21 protein-coding genes and 1 riboswitch are annotated in these 17661 nt (G+C 45.0%); all 21 genes read right to left on the bottom strand.

Going from position 1 to position 17661, the window contains the following annotated elements; all coding sequences use genetic code 11:
- Positions 1-39: 39 nt before the first annotated feature.
- The 21 genes from flhB to BM056_RS00965 all read right to left on the bottom strand — a co-directional run bounded on the left by flhB (position 40) and on the right by BM056_RS00965 (position 17655).
- Positions 40-1113, bottom strand: coding sequence for a flagellar biosynthesis protein FlhB (flhB, locus tag BM056_RS01065; protein ID WP_092467844.1), 1074 nt, complete (start codon positions 1111-1113; stop codon positions 40-42).
- A complete protein-coding gene (gene fliR / locus BM056_RS01060) occupies positions 1113-1880 on the bottom strand; it encodes a flagellar biosynthetic protein FliR (protein ID WP_092467842.1) in 768 nt (255 codons plus the stop codon). The genes flhB and fliR overlap by 1 nt, the downstream gene beginning before the upstream one ends.
- A gap of 13 nt (positions 1881-1893) precedes the next feature.
- Entirely contained in the window at positions 1894-2163 is a 270-nt protein-coding gene (gene fliQ / locus BM056_RS01055; RefSeq protein WP_092467840.1) for a flagellar biosynthesis protein FliQ, read from the bottom strand.
- Positions 2164-2187: 24 nt separating this feature from the next.
- Positions 2188-2958: a flagellar type III secretion system pore protein FliP gene (fliP, locus tag BM056_RS01050; protein ID WP_092467838.1), complete on the bottom strand. Its 771-nt coding sequence runs from the start codon at positions 2956-2958 to the stop codon at positions 2188-2190.
- Positions 2959-3020: 62 nt separating this feature from the next.
- Positions 3021-3374, bottom strand: coding sequence for a flagellar biosynthetic protein FliO (locus BM056_RS01045; protein ID WP_165613315.1), 354 nt, complete (start codon positions 3372-3374; stop codon positions 3021-3023).
- 1 nt (position 3375) lies between these two features.
- Positions 3376-3756: a FliM/FliN family flagellar motor switch protein gene (locus tag BM056_RS01040; protein WP_092467834.1), complete on the bottom strand. Its 381-nt coding sequence runs from the start codon at positions 3754-3756 to the stop codon at positions 3376-3378.
- Positions 3757-3769: 13 nt separating this feature from the next.
- Complete coding sequence (locus tag BM056_RS01035; protein ID WP_092467832.1) at positions 3770-4279, bottom strand: flagellar basal body-associated FliL family protein; 510 nt, start codon at positions 4277-4279, stop codon at positions 3770-3772.
- A 220-nt stretch (positions 4280-4499) separates the two neighbouring features.
- Positions 4500-6533, bottom strand: coding sequence for a flagellar hook-basal body complex protein (locus tag BM056_RS01030; RefSeq protein WP_092467830.1), 2034 nt, complete (start codon positions 6531-6533; stop codon positions 4500-4502).
- A gap of 38 nt (positions 6534-6571) precedes the next feature.
- Positions 6572-7342: a flagellar hook-basal body protein gene (locus BM056_RS01025; RefSeq protein ID WP_092467828.1), complete on the bottom strand. Its 771-nt coding sequence runs from the start codon at positions 7340-7342 to the stop codon at positions 6572-6574.
- Between the two features lie 106 nt (positions 7343-7448).
- Positions 7449-7838, bottom strand: coding sequence for a TIGR02530 family flagellar biosynthesis protein (locus BM056_RS01020; protein WP_092467826.1), 390 nt, complete (start codon positions 7836-7838; stop codon positions 7449-7451).
- Between the two features lie 58 nt (positions 7839-7896).
- On the bottom strand, positions 7897-8586 hold the full coding sequence (locus tag BM056_RS01015) for a flagellar hook assembly protein FlgD (protein WP_092467824.1): 690 nt from the start codon (positions 8584-8586) through the stop codon (positions 7897-7899).
- Positions 8587-8652: 66 nt separating this feature from the next.
- Positions 8653-10500, bottom strand: a complete 1848-nt coding sequence (locus BM056_RS01010) for a flagellar hook-length control protein FliK (protein ID WP_092467822.1) — start codon at positions 10498-10500, stop codon at positions 8653-8655.
- A 108-nt stretch (positions 10501-10608) separates the two neighbouring features.
- Positions 10609-11043, bottom strand: coding sequence for a flagellar export protein FliJ (locus BM056_RS01005; protein WP_092467820.1), 435 nt, complete (start codon positions 11041-11043; stop codon positions 10609-10611).
- Positions 11044-11049: 6 nt separating this feature from the next.
- Entirely contained in the window at positions 11050-12357 is a 1308-nt protein-coding gene (fliI, locus tag BM056_RS01000; RefSeq protein WP_092468402.1) for a flagellar protein export ATPase FliI, read from the bottom strand.
- Positions 12358-12371: 14 nt separating this feature from the next.
- Complete coding sequence (locus tag BM056_RS00995) at positions 12372-13142, bottom strand: FliH/SctL family protein (RefSeq protein WP_092467819.1); 771 nt, start codon at positions 13140-13142, stop codon at positions 12372-12374.
- Positions 13126-14136, bottom strand: coding sequence for a flagellar motor switch protein FliG (gene fliG, locus BM056_RS00990; RefSeq protein ID WP_092467817.1), 1011 nt, complete (start codon positions 14134-14136; stop codon positions 13126-13128). Before fliG ends, BM056_RS00995 begins: the two co-directional genes overlap by 17 nt.
- A 3-nt stretch (positions 14137-14139) precedes the next feature.
- Positions 14140-15693 carry a flagellar basal-body MS-ring/collar protein FliF gene (gene fliF, locus BM056_RS00985; RefSeq protein WP_092467815.1) on the bottom strand — a complete coding sequence of 518 codons (1554 nt, stop codon included), beginning with the start codon at positions 15691-15693 and terminating at the stop codon, positions 14140-14142.
- Between the two features lie 24 nt (positions 15694-15717).
- A complete protein-coding gene (gene fliE / locus BM056_RS00980) occupies positions 15718-16017 on the bottom strand; it encodes a flagellar hook-basal body complex protein FliE (protein ID WP_092467813.1) in 300 nt (99 codons plus the stop codon).
- 23 nt (positions 16018-16040) lie between these two features.
- A complete protein-coding gene (flgC, locus tag BM056_RS00975; protein ID WP_092467811.1) occupies positions 16041-16475 on the bottom strand; it encodes a flagellar basal body rod protein FlgC in 435 nt (144 codons plus the stop codon).
- A gap of 3 nt (positions 16476-16478) precedes the next feature.
- Positions 16479-16883: a flagellar basal body rod protein FlgB gene (flgB, locus tag BM056_RS00970; protein WP_092467809.1), complete on the bottom strand. Its 405-nt coding sequence runs from the start codon at positions 16881-16883 to the stop codon at positions 16479-16481.
- A 176-nt stretch (positions 16884-17059) separates the two neighbouring features.
- Positions 17060-17143, bottom strand: a riboswitch (cyclic di-GMP riboswitch).
- 149 nt (positions 17144-17292) lie between these two features.
- The gene (locus BM056_RS00965) at positions 17293-17655 is read right to left on the bottom strand and encodes a flagellar protein FlaG (RefSeq protein WP_238456259.1); all 363 of its coding nucleotides are present in this window, start codon (positions 17653-17655) and stop codon (positions 17293-17295) included.
- Positions 17656-17661: the final 6 nt, after the last annotated feature.

Genomic DNA, 17661 nt, shown 5'->3' with positions numbered 1-17661 from the left:
CCATGCGCTGGGGTCTGACCCCGCTAACAGCAAGCACCGCTAACCGGCCGTTCTGCCTTTTAGCTTGTAAACCATAGCGATTATCTCTGCGATAGCCTGGTATAACTCAACCGGAACTTCGCTGCCAATTTCAACATTATGGTACAGCATCCTGGCCACCGGGGGGTTTTCAATAACGGGCACATTGTTTTGCCGGGCCAAACGCTTAATCACCTGAACCAGTTCACCTGCGCCCTTGGCCGTAACCACGGGAGCCCGCATGGAATTGTCTTCGTATTTAACAGCAACTGCCACGTGGGTGGGGTTGGTTATGACTACAGTTGCCTGGGGAACCTCCTGCCGGATAGAGTTCATCACAATTTCCCGCTGCCGGCGACGCAGCCACGATTTAACCATCGGATCGCCTTCTGTCTGTTTATATTCGTCTTTTACTTCCTGCTTGGTCATACGCATGTTTTTATAGTGTTCATAGCGCTGATATAGCAGATCTAAAAAAGAAATCACCAGAAATGCTCCCCCCCCGGCAAAAGCAGCAATCATCATCAAATTGGCAATTTGGTCCAGCAACTGCGCCGGTGCCTTAAAATAAAACAACAGCATTTCCGAAAGCCTGGCTTTAACAATTAAATAGACAACCCAGGCTACAATAACTATTTTCAGTACGTTTTTAACCAGTTCAAACAAACTGCGCAGGCTAAAGATTCTCTTAAACCCCTCGGCGGGATTCAAGCGTTCCAGTTTAGGCTGAAGCACCGGAGGCGCGAACAAAATCCCAACCTGGGCTACATTTGATGCCGCGGCGGCTATTACAATGATAATAAAAACCGGCATTAACACAAGAAACATACGGATTAAGAAACCTATCAAATAAAACGGCAGGTTCTCCGACGGCAAATCAACGATGAAACCTGTCCGATAATACTCCAGCAAAATTCTCTGCATTGAAAAAAGAATGTTATTCTTCAAAAAAGCAATCGCAACCAGCGCAGCCAATAAGATTATCGCCGCGCTAAAATCCCGGCTTTTAGGTACCTGACCTTTTTTACGCGCCTCACTTAACCGTCGCGGTGACGGGGCCTCAGTTTTCTGCTGGGAAGAATTATTCTCAGCCATCAGGTCATTCCTCTCATTATTGTCAGCATATCCTGCTCTATTGTCCCAATTAGCGAGTAGATGATCCGAACCAACACCGGCACCATAACACTAAGTGTTAACAAGCCGAAGATGATTTTGATGGGAAAACCCAGCATAAAGACATTAATTTGAGGAGCCGTGCGGGCAAGCAAGCCCAGTGTTACGTCGACGATAAGCATCACAGCAATCAGAGGAGCTGCAATTTGCACACCAATAACAATCATCTGGCCAAAAACCTTAATTAAAAACAACGCGGATGCTGCGCTTACTTTGGCTGAATTAACCGGGACCACTTGATAGCTTCGAACCAGAGCCGCAATAATGACATGGTGACCGTTAAACCCGAGCAGCACCGCCAAACCCAGGAGATGCAAAAACCTTGAGGTGATACCTGTCATGGCACCGGACATAGGATCAAAGATGCTGCTCATAAAAAAGCCAATATGCATATCTATGAGGCTTCCGGCAAACATAAGTGCATTTAGAATCAGTGAGGCGACATATCCAACAGCCAGGCCGACTAGAACTTCCCGCAGCAGGGCAAATACATATTCCCAGCCATCAATGCTGTAATCCCCCGCGTTGGCACTAACAGACGGGTAAACAATAACCGCCAGGGTAAATGACAGTCCAATTTTCACCAGGCCCGGAATATTTGGCATTGAGAATACGGGTCCAGCCATAATAAAGGCCGAGATCCTGGCCAGAACAAGAAAAAATATGGCAACTTGGCCGGTGTCAAACAATTTGAATTACCCCTTACCTGAGCAAATCCGGAATCCTGTTAAAAATCTGGTTGGTAAAAGAAACCAAAACACGGATAGTCCAGGGAGCCATTACCGCAAGAGTTACAAAAACCGCAATGATTTTTGGCACAAAGGTAAGGGACTGTTCCTGTATCTGAGTTGTAGCCTGCAAAATACTGATAACCAGTCCGACAATTAATGAGACGGCCAGAGGTGGCAGAGCTATGATACAAACCATTAATATAGCTTCCCGCACCAACTCGATGATAAAGGATTCGGACACATTAACTCCCCCGTTCGTGCAGGTCTAAAAGCTTTCCACCAGAGTTTTAACCACCAAATACCAGCCGTCCACCATTACAAACAGCAAAATTTTAAAAGGCAGAGAAATCATCACCGGCGGCAGCATGAACATACCCATCGACATCAGCGTACTGGCAACAACCATATCTATTACCAAAAAGGGGACGTAAATCATAAATCCAATTTGAAAAGCCGTTTTAAGCTCACTGATGACAAAAGCGGGTATCATTACGCTGGCGGGCAAGTCCTGTTGGTTCCTTGGCTTGTCCATGCCGGAAAGTGTTACAAATAGGGCTATATCCTTTTCCCGTGTTTGCTTGGCCATAAATGTTCGCAAAGGGTCGTATGCTTTATCCCAGGCTTGCTGCTGGCTAATTTGATTAGCCAGATAAGGCTGCACAGCCTGCTCGTTAACCTGTTTAAAGACCGGCGACATAATAAATATAGTAAGGAATAAAGCCAGCCCGATAATTACCTGATTTGGCGGAGTCTGCTGGGTGCCAACGGCGCTGCGCAGAAGCGAAAGAACCACTACGATACGGGTAAAACTGGTCATCATCATCAAAAATGCCGGCACCAGTGAAAGCAGGGTCAGCATAACAAGAATTTTGATACTGTTAACCACCTGGACCGGATCTTCCGTCGGCTGTACATTCAGATCAATTCCCGGCAGCGGTTCGGCCTGCGCCGGTCCGGCATAGACCAGAAGACATAGGCCGATTAATAGGAGCAACCATATACTTTTTATGTACTGTTTATCAACTGCCGGATTCATTTGTTTACCTCGCTTTAATCGGTGTCAAATGGAAATTTTGCTGTAACCTGCGATTAAAGGTATTATTTCCCCGGTTTCCCGCCAAAAAGATTGATGCCTTTGATAACCTGGCTTAAACTTTTCCATTCCGGCATGTTATTTTCCAACTCATCAGGTAATTGATCCATTTCTTTAACCATAATGATACTGCCCTCCTGGTGAGCTAAGAGTAAATATTTTTTACCCACCTGCACCAAAGACAACCCGCTTTTGGGCCCCAGCGAAATCTGCTCCACCAGGCGCATTCGTTTTATGCCGGTAAGGCTACCCCTCCTGGCCTGCCCAAAACCATACTTAACCGTAAGATAAGCCAGCATACAGATAACAGGCAGCAATATCATCAAGCGAATCAGCGCCGCTATCATTTCTTTATCCATTTTAACCTGCATCCTTCTTATCCGTACTTGGTTTGGCGTCGTAAATACGGTCCACCCTGATACCCAGGTTGTTGCCGATAATTATAACTTCTCCGCGGGCAAATTCCCGCCCGTTAATTCTCAGGTTAACAGTATCCCCGGCTGCTTTTTCCAATTCTATTATTGATTCTTCTTTTAAATTGAGGATCTCCCTGACAGTTAAAGTAGCTTCCCCCAACTCGGCCCAGATGTCTAACGTTACATCACTTAAAAGTTCAATCGGCACCCTTGCTCCGGGCACGCCGGGTTGGACGCTTAAAACAGGGTAATTGATTTTTTTTACCGTAGTTTTGCGAGCATTAAAATTGCCCAAAAAATCATCCAGTTCCTGTTGAGAAAGCATGGCTGCAACTCCCTTATTGAACTATGTACTCAGTAAAATATAATTCCTTGGCTACATTCGCATTCAATCTGCCGTTGATGGCTTTAATCAGCTCGGATTTTAATTTATCGGTTGCACCAGGCGGACTGACGTCCGCGTAGGTTTTTTTGCGCAGGGTGAGCAATACCTCTTCAATTACCTGAGCCTTTTTCTCTTCAACTATTTGTTCATTTTCTTTGGTTGGAGCATACCCTAATGTAATTTTGGTCTTTAAAAACCTGCCCTGGTCCTGATCAGCCAGATTGACCACCATATCACCTAAATCAAGCGTGGCCAGAACAGTTTCTTTTTCTTTTTTCGGCTTTTCATTTTCAGCTGTTGCTGCAGGACCGAAAAACTGGAAATAACCGATAACCATGCCGGCGCCGACTAAAAAGACCGCCAGCATCATTATAAACATCATTAATAAGTTGCCGCCGCCAGCTTTCTTTTCAGCCTGATCGGCCTTTTTTTGTTTCTCTTTTTTCGGTTTTCTTAACGCCAATTTGCTCACCCTAACCTATGTTGTTATGTAATTTTAACGAATCAGGAGACAGGAGTCAGAATAATTTTTGGGTGTCATTGCGGGCGTAGCGTGGCAATCTCAAAATATAGGACATTCCTCCGCCCCTGAAACCCGGCTCCCAAGAGGAGGTGTGTCTCCTTTCCTTATTGGATTGCCACGTTGTTTTACTCGCAATAACCTGGACTAAGGTTAATCCTAATTACCGTTTGAGGTTCATTAATTCTTCCAGCATAGTATCTGATACGGTTATTATCCTGGAGTTGGCTTGATAACCTCTTTGAGTGGTAATCATATCGGCAAACTCGTCGGTCAGGTCAACATTGGACATTTCAACGCGTCCTGATTCGATAGCACTTACCGTATCATTTTCAGGCAATCCCGAGGTTTCCGCCGAACATTCATAAACATTTGAGCCGACCTTGATCAAGCCTTCCGGGTTGGAGAAGGAGACAAGCCTAATAACATTATAGGGCGCCTGTGAGGGAACATCCGATTCCTTGCTCGCGGTGCCTGTTGCTGAAGTTGTAGCGCCGACAAAATCCGCGGCGTCAGCTCCGCCAATAGTGATGGAAGGCTGATTCCCAATACCGGTAGTGTCCTTAGTTGTAAATACCAGATGATCAGTACTCCATGTTACATCTACCTTATCGGAGCCTATTTTGGTGTCAATTAGATTATTTAATGCCTGGGCCAGTGCAACGCCGCTGGTGATGCTGCCAAGCCCCGCCTGCTGCTTTTCTGTTGCAGAAAAACTATAGCTTGTACCATTGTAATTAATGGTTATATCCTTGTCGATCCAATCGATGTTGGATTCAGTGGCAGCGGAGCCGGTTCCGATAAAATCTGCAACGTCTGCCCCACCAAGGGTTACTGTTTTACCGGCATCTTCAGGATACGGCTTAAATACCAGATGATCATTATCCCATATAACGGAGACATTGGCTTCGCTTTCCACATTTGCTGTTGTTGGGTCATCACCAGCCATTACGTTTAATAACTGTTGTAATTTATCGGCCAAGTCTTGGCCGCTGGTAACGCTGGAAAAGCCAGTATCAGTTGTAGAATAACCAAAATCCGCAAAGTCTTCTTTTAACTTAACCTCTTGCCAGCCTTTATTACCCAGATAGAAGGTAAAAGTTTTACCGGTCCAGTCTTTTGGCTGAACAGCTGTGACTTGGTCTGTTAATTGAGTAGCACCATCATCCAAGCCCATGTACTTAGCCACACCGTCACCAGTAAGGGTGAATGTCGGTGCAACAGGATTACCACTGGTATCGGTCGCACCTGGGTCTGTAATAGTTTCAAAAACCAACCCTCCGTAGGCACTGTCATCATAAGATACTTTAACTTTACCCGCTACGTCTGGGTCATTGTCTATGGCGGCTTGCAGCTGATCTGCCAAATCGTACCAACCACTTACAGATGAAAGAGAATCGTTAAGGTCGACAGTATATGTGTTTCCATTACCATCATTGTATACAAGTTGAAAATCATAATTAGTCTCGTCGGTCATATTAACAGTTTCTGATGTAGCTAATTTGGGCTCTACTTTCGCTGAGTCACTGTTACCTTTTACTATTGCCTCCTCTAGCTCTTTTTCGACTGCTGCAATCGCATCCCCGGTCAACGAACCGGTTGCGCTCACAAGCGGTTGTATCTCGCCCATGTAATCCCCATTCAATACAGCTTCTTCAACCGGTGTCGGAGCGGGGATGGTTACAGGTGTGGATGTAAATTGCAACGGTTCTCCCATTTCATTGGTTCCAGTAATAGAACCGTCAGCGCTTATGCTAATGGTTGACGCCGGGCCGTTATACACTCTTATATCGCCACTGGATGATTGAACCCGCAATCCATCACTGTTAACCAGATAGCCTTGATTATCCAGATAAAAGACACCAGCTCTGGTATAATACTCATTGCCGGTTTCAACATCTTTGACAACAAAAAAACCGTTACCGTTTATAGCCAGGTCCAGGGATCTTCCGGTTGACTGCGTAGCCCCTTGCGTAAAGTCATTAACAACACTGCCGGTCAACATGCCGGTGCCGATTTGGGCTGGGTTCCTGCCATTGCCCCCGGAACTGATAGTCTGAGACAAAGCGTCCTGAAAATTGGCCACGCCCGCTTTATAGCCCAAAGTGTTCACGTTTGATATATTGTTGCCCACCACATCCATGCGAAGCTGGTGGTTTTTTAAACCGGATACTCCGGAGTAAAGAGAACGAATCATGTATTTTGTCCTCCTTAATTTATATAATCAAAAATGTTTTATCGTTTTAGTTGAATGATATCCTGCAAAATTTCATCCGCTGTTGAAAAAGTTTTTGCATTGGCCTGAAAGCCACGTTGGGTGGCAATGAGATTGGCCAGTTCATCCGCTATATCAATATTGGCCATCTCCAGGTAACCGGACCGGATTTGGCCGAACCCTTCCGGTTCGTCGGCATTGGATACCCGATCACCGGTATTTTCGCTTTCCGTAAACAGGTTGTCTCCCGCCCTGATAAGCCCTGCCGGATTGGTAAAGCTGAACAAACCTATTGTACCCAGTGAATCATCGTCCAGGAAAATCTCACCGGTTTTGGTTATTGAAATGTCATCCAGCGACTGATCCTCATCCAGCTCAATAACAATCGGACTTTCATCGCTGTCAACCACTTGCAGGCCCGAGGAATTAACCAGATTCCCATCTTTGTCAATAAAGAAAGAACCGTCTCTGGTGTACATCAGGTTATCATTATCGTCCACTACACCAAAAAACCCCTGGCCGGATATGGCGAAGTCAAATAATCTACCCGTAGCCTGCAGCGGCCCCTGATTGATATTACTTGAAACACTGCCCACGCTGACCCCCGTACCTATCTGGTATCCTCCGGCAACACCGGCGGCCCCCATTGTCTGGTACAGAGTGTCCTGAAAATCGGCCCGTCCGGTTTTATAGCCGGTGGTGTTTACGTTGGATATATTATTGCCGATCACGTCCATGCGTACCTGGTGATTGCGCATACCTGACACGCCCGAAGACATTAAACGGATCATAAACAAACCCCCTGTGTAAATGAATGTCATACCATTTGACACACATTTCGGATAACGGGCCGCTTCTGTCAGTCGGCGGCCCGCAGCCTCCCTAAGGTCCGGCTGCCTATTTGGTAATTACCGCGCTGTCTATATTGGTAAAAACATGCTCCTTGATTGATTTTTCATCCATGGCAGATACTACTGTACGGTTTTTCACGCTGACGACCAAAGCCAGCTCACCGTGAATAAGCAGGGAATTATTAGCTCCCTTGTCCCCGGCCCTGTTTATGGCATCGTTTATTTTATGCCAGTCATCGCTGCCCAAATTGATATTCCTTTCCTGCATCCTTTTCCGGGCATGGGCGGAAACTTTAATTTGTTCGTTGTTGGCCAGTTCACGAAACAAGATGTCCTGGAAGCTGTCTGTAGCGCTGTTGCCGGTTTTGGGCTTGCTGCCCCGGCTGGTTTTGCCAACCACCGGTTCGGGAGTGATCTGCACCCCCTTGATGTTCAATTTGCATCACCTGCCCTTCACCTGCTGAATTATAAAGCTTATATTCATTCTTTTGCTGTTATTCTTCCGTGGCTTCGGTATCCGCAGCCGGCGCTGTTTCTTCTTCGGTCCCTGAATCATCTTGGTTTGCGGTTTCTTCCGGCGCGCTGCTTATTCCTATTATTTGTGCTGCGCTGTAATCCGTACCGTTTACTCTAACAAAAACGCCGCCGTTTTTTAAGAGAACCTTTTCCACCACACCACCTGTTTCGGAATCGTCGTCTTTTACTGTAACCTGACGACCAACAAGGGACAGGTATGGTAAAAGCAAGCCGTCATCCGCTTTGCCGGTTATGCTTATTACATCATCAAGAGTATATTTACTGCCGCCGGAAGCGCCTTCAAAGTAAAAGCAGGGCTCATTATCATAAAAAGACACACCGCCTACCAGGCCGGTTGTTATTGTATCCTCGTTTACCACAGATACCTGCTGGCCGATGAGCTGGAAGTACCGGGTCAACTCGTACTCGGAAGCCATATTGCTCATACTCTCGCTCATGTTGTAAATTTGCTCCATAGACGCCATCTGAGTCAACTGACTGATAAAGGTGGAACTGTCCTGTGGTTCCATGGGGTTTTGATATTTCATTTGGGCCACCAGGATTTTCAGAAAAGCATCGGGGTCGGCCAGGGTTTGTTGTTCCTTAACGTTCTGGTTTTTATCCGGCAGGTAATAATCGTTACTGCTGCCGGTGACCGCTTCAGTCATGCCGCATCTCCCTTCATCACCCAAAATGGTTTACGCGATTCCGGTAATTATTAACTACAGCTATTTTTAGATAAAATAATTTATTTGATTTTGCTTAACTGCGTCTTTGGGTTTAGACAGGCCGTCAACAACTTCTACATCATCATTATTGCCTTTAAGCTGATTGCGCCGGCTATTATTACTACCGCCCTGGTTCCACTCTCTTCCCCATTTGCCGCTACCCCCATTTTCGCCACCAACCGTCACCGAAGCGTTTTGCAGGTTAAGCTGGAAATTTGCCAGTGTTTCACGCAGCTGGGGCAGTGAATTTTCAATGATTTGTTTTGCATGTTCAGTTGCGGCCTGAAATTGGGTCGATATATTGCCATCCTTGAACACTAACTTTATTATCACCTGACCAAGGCTTTCCGGCTGTAATTGCAGCTTGATATGGGTCTGCCCGGAGGAGTCCTCACTTACGTGCCCCTTGATAATTTCAGCAAATTTGGTTACAAAGGATTTGTCATTCACGCGCAGCTGCTGCAATATACCGTCATTAGAAGATTTTACTGTAAAAGTTTCCAAGCCGGCAGCAGCGGTTTGCGAACCGGAATCTTGACGGGTAAATTGTTGGCTTTCATGTTTAGCTCCTGAATCAGCCGTAACATTAACGGAAGCAACGTTAACATTGCTTTTTTGTGCAATAACTCCAAACGTTGTTGAATCAGCTTTTGCTGCAGAAAATTTAGTATTGTCAACCTTATTATCAACAGCTTGTAGTAAACCGGCAACGGCCTCCTGTTGCGGCAAATTCGCCCCCACATTTTCCGGTTGAATTTTTAGAGCAAATTGCACATTATTATTAGCTGTTGCTATGGAACTATTTTTAGCCGGTCCGTCGAGATTAACTTGTTGCGGCAATGTTGTTGCCAGTGGTTGGGTTTTTATTGATCCGTTCAAATCGGTTCCACTTGTTGTATTACTGATACGGGATAAAGGCATTTTGCCGTCAGCTTCAGGTCTACCAATAAAATAGCCATCCAAATCCATTTCAATTGTCGTATCATTTGTTAACCCGTTTTCCATGTTTTTTGGTAATAGGGCATTTGCATTGATAATTTGCTTAAGATTAAGATTTAGATTATAGCCCGGTGCCAATGATAAAACATCAGTAAGTGTAACCCCTTGCTGCGATAACGTTTCCGGTAAATTATCCATATTGCAGAACGATTTATATTCACCGGTCACGGCTGCCATTTTCAGCAATAGATTTAATTGATTGCCTACCATTTGCAGCATCTGCATTGTCTCGGGACTTATGTCCGACATGACACTTTGACCTGTTGAAGCTATGTTCTCCAATATCACATTATTACCTTGTTGATCCGCGTTTTCAATATTGGAGATATTCCAACTGGGTGAACCCGGTGCTTGTTGAATTGCACCCGGATTATATGTTATCAACTGCAACAGCTGCATTGCCTCGGGATTAATACCTGGCGCAGCACTATAGCCTTTAAAAGTATTATTCCCTAATGCTATATCGTTATCTTGTCCACTCGCATTGCCAGTATTGAAGTTATCCCAACCGGTTATACCCGTAATCCGGTGAGCTATATCCGGATTACATGTTATCGACTGCAACAGCTGCATTATTTCGGTATTAATGTCTGATGTAACATCATAACTTTCGAAAGTGTTATTTTCCAACACAGCATCATTACCTTTTTCACCCGCATTTCCAGTGCTGTAATTATGCAAACTGTTTGTGCCTGTATCTTGCTGGGTTGCTTCTTGATTGCGTGTCATCATTAGCAACAGCTGCATAAAATCCATAGCCTGTTCTTTGCCTGCTACAGGTTTTGTTAATGTTGTGCTTTTTGAATTATTCCAGCCTTGTGTTTCTGCCATTATAACCGGCGAAAAAAATTGCATTTTTTACCCGTTCACCCCCTTTCTTAAAACTTTGCTGCGTATTAATGTTAAAAGAACAATATTTGACACCTCACCTCCCCAATTGGTTATTCCGGCACACCGGATGAACTATTTTGGTTTAAAATAAATAAACTGTCTGTTGGCTATTTCATCTGTCTCTTTTTGGTCGACTAAATTTAATTCGTGGTCATATTTTTGCCGGTCTTTATGCTTGAGTTTTTCCATTACAGACCGGTCCTGCATGGCTTGAATCAGATTATTTTTACACTGTTCCAGCTTAGTCCGGGATTTTGCCAGCAAGGCTTCCCGTTTACTTAGTTCCACAGCGGCAGAAGCACAATATAACGTTTGATTCAATAGGTCAAACGAATCTATCATACCGCCTATTGTTTGGGCTGCTGCGAGTTTATCTCTGGCATCGCAAAACTTATGATAATTTAGTTTATATTCTTCATTGGCGCGGGCTTGTTCCCAGGCTGCTTTATCCTCATGAGCTTCGCGCAGCTTTAATACTTGTTCCAGGCGGAAGCTATACTGGCGCATGTTTTATCACATCCGTAAAAACATAATTTTTTTAAGCGTTTCCGGAAACGCGCTGTTATCATTGACGTCCTGGTGTAAAAACGAAATTATTTTATCGTAATATTTAATGGCTTCATCTATAGCGGGGTTGGAGCCCCGGTTATAGGCGCCAACATTAATCAAGTCTTCCGATTGTTTATAGGTGGCTAATAAATGTCTCATTCTGTTTGCCGCTACCAGGTGGTTGCTGTCCACCAGTTCAGGCATCAGTCTGCTGACACTGTTTAAAACATCTATGGCGGGGTAATGGCCGCGGGCCGCCAGTTCCCTTGACAGCACAATGTGCCCGTCTAAAATACCCCTCACTGTATCGGCAATAGGCTCGTTCATATCATCCGCCTCCACCAATACAGTATAAAACGCAGTTATAGAGCCGTTTTGCGAGTTGCCGGATCGTTCCAGCAGCTTGGGCAACAAGCTGAAAACAGAAGGGGTATACCCTCTGGTTGCCGGGGGTTCCCCCACAGCCAGGCCGACTTCCCGCTGAGCCATGGCAAACCTGGTGACTGAATCCATAAACAGCATTACATTGTTGCCCCGGTCTCTAAAGTATTCCGCTATAGCCGTGGCAACCAGGGCTCCTTTTAGCCTGATCAAAGCAGGTTGATCGGAAGTGGCTGCGATTACTACTGAGCGGGCCAGCCCTTGCGGACCAAGATCATTTTCGATGAAGTCCAAAACTTCACGGCCCCGTTCACCAATTAAGGCAATTACATTTAAATCCGCGTTGCAGAACCGAGCTATCATGCCCAGCAGTGTGCTTTTACCAACGCCGCTTCCGGCAAAAATTCCTATGCGCTGCCCCTTACCGCAGGTTAAAAGCGCATCAACCGACTTTACACCGGTAACCAGCACTTCCTTAACCCGCTTTCGTTGAAGAGGGTCCGGAGGCGGATTATTGACAGTACATTTTTCGTGAATAACCAAAGGTTTTCCATCTAGTGGACGTCCCAAACCGTCCAAAATCCTGCCCAGTAGTTTTTCACCAACAATAGTTTTAAAGGTTTCACCTTGGGGCACCACCCGGCACCCAGGGTAGATGCCTTTCAGTTCACCCAGAGGCATTAATATGGATGCATCCCCCTGAAAGCCGATTACTTCAGCGTTTACCGGAATGCTTTCTCCCGGTATGAATATATCGCAAACTTCACCTATTCCGGCAGACAGACCTTTGGCTTCAACCGTTAAGCCGATAACCTTGGTCACCTTGCCGGTGGAGTAAATTAATTTAGACTGTCTTATTGCCTGCCGCCAGTTCTTAAAATCTATTGACATATCCTGGTGTTTAATCAGACCGTCTCTCCTTTTAATACCGCCAATAAATTTTCCCACCTTGCCGATACCGTGGCATCCACTTTGCCGAAATCTGTTTCAACAATACAGCCGCCCTTTTTTATGGTTTCGTCGGTCACAATTTGCAGTTTTGCTTTGGGAGATAAGGCTGCCATCAGGTTGTCCCGATTGTTAGTACAAACAGCCAATTCGTCCGGATGCACCCACAACACAACATATTGCCGGTTGCCAACCAGTTGGATGGCCTCTCTGGCGATATCCAGCACGGCATTCGGTTGTAATTCCAGGTGCCGGTTAACCAATTTCTCCGCTATTTCTATGGATAAATCTAATATTTCATCTTTTAGCAGGTTTATTTGATCAACTCTGGCCCTTTCAGCCTGTACCAGCACTTTTTTGGCCTGTTCCCTGATGACTTGAGCTTCAGCAGCGGCCGCATCAAGAGCTGATTTATGTCCTTGTTCGTAGCCCTGTTTGGTTGCGTCGGTTTTTATTATTTCAGCCTCAGCGGAGGCTTTAGCCCGTGCTTGTTCCAGGATAACCGAGGCTTCACTATGGGCCTGTAGGATAATTGCTTTGGATTTCCTTTCAGCATCTTCTATAATTTCAGAAGGCACTGGTACTGTTTCCTGTTTCGAATTGTCTTTTCCATTTTTTTTATGTTCTTCAAGCTTAAGCGGGAAGTCATACCTTAAATCAAGATGATGCAAATCTTTTGAGCCATTACCGTTTTCCCTATTCCTGATAATCCTATGAGATAACGGCATCCTCGCCACCTCTTGCAATTACTATTTCCCCAGCTTCGTCCAACCGTCTGATTATCTGTACGATTTTTTGCTGGGAATCTTCCACGTCTCTGAGACGGATCGGCCCCATGTATCTGATCTCATCACGCAGCATATCTGATGCCCGCTTGGACATATTTTTGAAAATGCGTTCCTGTACATCTTCGTTCGTGCCGCGCATCGCCTTGGCCAGATCCTTGGGATCGACTTCCCTGAGAACGCGCTGAATAGACGAATCGGGCAGCTTGACAATATCTTCAAATACAAATAATAATTTGCGAACTTCTTCGGTTAAGGCGGGATCCGTAATTTCCAGCTCCTCGAGGATGGTCTTTTCAGTGCTCCGGTCTACTCTGTTCAGTACGTCAACCAGCGCCTTAACACCGCCGGTTGTTTGCTCGCTGTGTTCAAGTACCGATAGTTTTCTTTCCAGAATACCTTCCACCTCGCGTATCATTTCAGGCGACACGCGGTCGGTAAGCGCCACCCTGCGGGCAATATCGCTCTGCTGCTCGGGGTTAAGCGCGGAAAGTATCAGTGCCGCTTGATCAGGGCTCAAATAATTAAGTATCAAAGCAATCACCTGTGGATGTTCATCCCTGATAAAAGTTACCAGATGCCTGGGGTCTGTTTTGCGCAGCGCACTAAACGGCTTGTTTTTAATGGTAAGTTGGACTTTTTCTAATATCGACTTCGCTTTTTGATCTCCCAATGCCTTACGCAGCATCTCTTTGGCGTAATCCATACCGCCTATCATCAAAAATTCCCGGGCTTGAAGCATCTCTGAAAATTCCATTAATACCTCTTCCTGGACATCCCGTGGCACAGAATCCATCATAGCTATTTGCTGGGTAATCTTTTCTATATCGTCATTATGGAAATAGCTTTTTAAAATGCTGCCTGATATGTCAGCCCCCAGCGTAATTAATAATATTGCAGTTTTTTGCAGTCCGTTCAACTTTGACGCAGCAGGCATAATCTACTCCCTCAACCAAATTTTCAAGATTTCCGCAATTACCCCCGGTTTTTCCTTGGCCATATCCTGTACTTTAGCACGGGGACCCGGCTTGGGCTCCTCAAAAACAAGTGTATCATCATCGTGTTTTTGTTCTTGCGCCAGTCTCAACTGCTCCTCTTCCTCAGCCTCCAGTTGCATCAGCATTTCCCTGCGCCTGCGGGCGCGTCGCCGGAGCAATATAAACGCAGCTGATAGAACCAGTAAAATTGCAGCCACACCGGCCGGCAGCAGATAACCAACTGAAAGCAAGGAAACTTTGGGTGCATTTGTTTGATCCACAGCAGGTTCGTTGAAAGCTGAAAGTAGATCAGTATCGAAAGCCATGCTGGAAACAGTCAACTGGTCGCCTCTGTTAGCATCATAACCGACAGCGGCGGCAACTACCTGTTGAATGGCATCCAATCTGTCCTGTGTGTAGTCCCCGTCGACCACCACCGACACTGACAATCTTTTTAATCCGCCGGTCGCTTTTACCGTAGTCTGCTGAGTTGTATCCACCTCGTAATTAGTGGTTTGCTGTTCCCTGGAATATTGGGATCCGGTGCCCGTGTCGGCAAAAGGCATGGAATTTCCTGGCATTTCTGAATCAGTTCCGGCCGGGCCTCCTACAGATGTGCCGGAACCATCTTCCCGAGCCGTCTCCTGGCTTAAAACAGCACCCGGCCCATGTTCGGTCATTACTGTCTGCTGCTGGTCAAAATCCAATTCGGCAACCGCCATAGCCACCGCCCTGCCGGGACCAAGAACCCGGTTTAACATTTGCTGTATGCGGGATTCCATTTCCTTTTCGTATTTTCTTTGAATATCAAATCTTTCCAGTGAAGACGCTGACAATTGATCTTCATTATCGGAGCCTAATGTGTCATTTAAAACATTACCCTGCATATCGATAATATGTATGTTCTCAGGCGTTAACCCCTCTACACTGCCCATCACCAGACTCTGAATACCTTGAACTTTGTCATGGTCAAGATCGGTATTGCTTTTCAATTTTAAAGCAATGGCGGCAGAAGGCGTAACTTTTTCGTCCAAAAATAAGCTTTCCTTGGGTAAAACAAGGTGAACCCTGGCTTCTTCAACTTCATCAAGCTGAACGATAGTACGTCTTAGTTCTTCCTGCAGTGCACGCTGATAACCAACTTGCTGCTCGAACTCTGTAATACCGAATTTTTTTTCGTCAAATAGTTCAAACCCAACTCCGCTGTTATAAAAAACACCGGTACTGGCCATATCAATGCGCAATTTATAAACCTGATCTTCCGGCACCTCTATGTTTTTCCCGTTATTGGTAAGACGGTAAGGTGTTTTAGTGCTTTCCAGCTGTTCTATAATTTTTGCCGCATCTTTTGGTTCCAGCTCGGTGAACAACGGTGCATAAGCTGGGCGCATCATAACTTGACCTAAAATGCCAATGGTGATTAATATTCCCAAACACCCAACCGCAAAAAGTATCTTTTGGCTTTGTTTAAGGGACTGCCACCACTGACGAAATTTGGCCAGCATTCCGTCAATCATCCGACCACGCCTCTGTTTAATAGATTATATTTGCATTCGAGAAATTTCCTGGTAAGCCTCAACTAATTTATTGCGCACTTCCACCGCCAGCTGCATGCTCAACTTAGCCTCTTCCATAGCTACAATAACCGTATGAATATCCTGAATTTCACCCGTTAAAAAATTTTTGACAGTATCCTCAACTTTTAACTGATTATCGTTTAAGTTATTGATTGCACTGTCAAATATATCCCTAAATGATGTTTTAGAATCGCTATTTGGATCGGCTTGCTGAACCCGGGACATATCCTGAATAGGTGTTGCAATAATGGGAACTATGTTCACTATTTATCACCCTTTGTAACTTATTATCGTCCCATGTCAATCGCTGCGGCCGCCATGGTTTTTGACGCCTCCAACGCGGTAACGTTAGCCTCGTACGCTCTGGTGGCAGCAATTAAATTAACCATTTCGTTTAAAATATTAATATTGGGATAAGCCACATAGCCCGTTTGGGGATCGGCATCCGGATGATCCGGTTCATAAACCATCCGGGGTTCTTGATTGTCTCTGGCTAGTTTAATAACATTTACGCCGCGGCCGGCAGCCGTATTTGACTTGCCCAACCGGTTTTGCAAAATTTCGCCGAAAACAGGCACTTCACGGCGATATGGCTGGTGATTCGGATCGCCCGGTGTTCCCGTGCTGTTAATATTGGCCACATTGTTGGAGATAAGGTCCGCCCAAAATCTGTTGGCGGTCATGCCAGAAGCACTGACACCAAAACTGTCAAACAACCCCATTAATTATCTGCCTCCTTTGATCACATAACTTATTAAATTGGCCCTGTCACTGTTAACCCTGGTTGTCAATCTGTACAAAAGTGTGTTTGCGGCGGTGTTTACCATTTCTTCATCAATATCGACATTGTTTTTACCTGCTCTCATTGAGGTATCTTCGGTCTGCAAGACCTCCGGTTTCAGCAATTGCAGGTTATTGGCCGCCCCTATGTGCCTTTGATTGGTTACCCGCAACCCCATGGCATTGTGATTAAGCGCGGCTTTTAACTGCTGCTGAAAATTAACTTCCGACTTTTTAAACCCCGGAGTATTGACATTGGCAATATTATTGGCTAAAACGCGCTGGCGCAAAGTGCAAGCATCCATTTGCTTTACTAAAATATTGGAAAATTCATCATTAAATAATTTCATAAATATCCTCCATTATGTAAAAGAAGACAATTATTTTAAAAAACTTTCTACGGCACACAAAAAATTCCCTGCAAAAAAAGAGAATCTGTAAAATCTTAAGGTATTTTTAACAAATTTAATCTTATATAACAAAAAGTAACGGAAGGACGCAAACAAAATCCTTCCGGTTTTCTATCGTTTGCAGCCTGGCAATCTTAGCTAAATGCCTTAGACCCATGGCTTTGCGTCCCTGCCTTTCGGTCGGTTTGCCCAATATTGTTTAATTGTAACTTCAAGTCGAACTTATGACTACAATGTCAATTTATACAAATATAAGTCACATGTCAACACTTTTTTGTTTAACACCTATATTAATAATCCATTTGTATAAATAAGAAACTCGCCCAAACCGGCGAGTTGTTTTATGTATTTATATCAATTTATCGATTATGATACCAAGCTTTTCTTTAAAATACGCGACCATATCCAAAACTTTTTTGGGAGGTATTTCCCGGATTACCGTACCGTCTGTTTCATTTAAAACCTTAACCATATATTCGCCGCTTTTTTCGTGTAGTTCAAATCTTACATTCGTCTTATAGGTTTCCATTGTTTTATTTAATACTTCAATCGATTGATTTAATTGCTGTGGCGTACACTGCTGTTTTTGCTCATCCTCTCGCAAGCTTTCATCTGTTTTGGTAATTTCTTTTGCTGTAATTATGTCCTGAGACCGGGCGACATAATTATCCAATCCAACCCGTGCAAGCTGATCTACTCCGCTAACTTTCACCTCTTT

Source organism: Desulfotruncus arcticus DSM 17038, assembly GCF_900113335.1.
GTDB lineage: Bacteria > Bacillota > Desulfotomaculia > Desulfotomaculales > Desulfallaceae > Desulfotruncus > Desulfotruncus arcticus.
The sequence above is the reverse complement of the archived record's forward strand: the minus strand, read 5'-3'. Positions and strand labels throughout refer to the sequence as shown.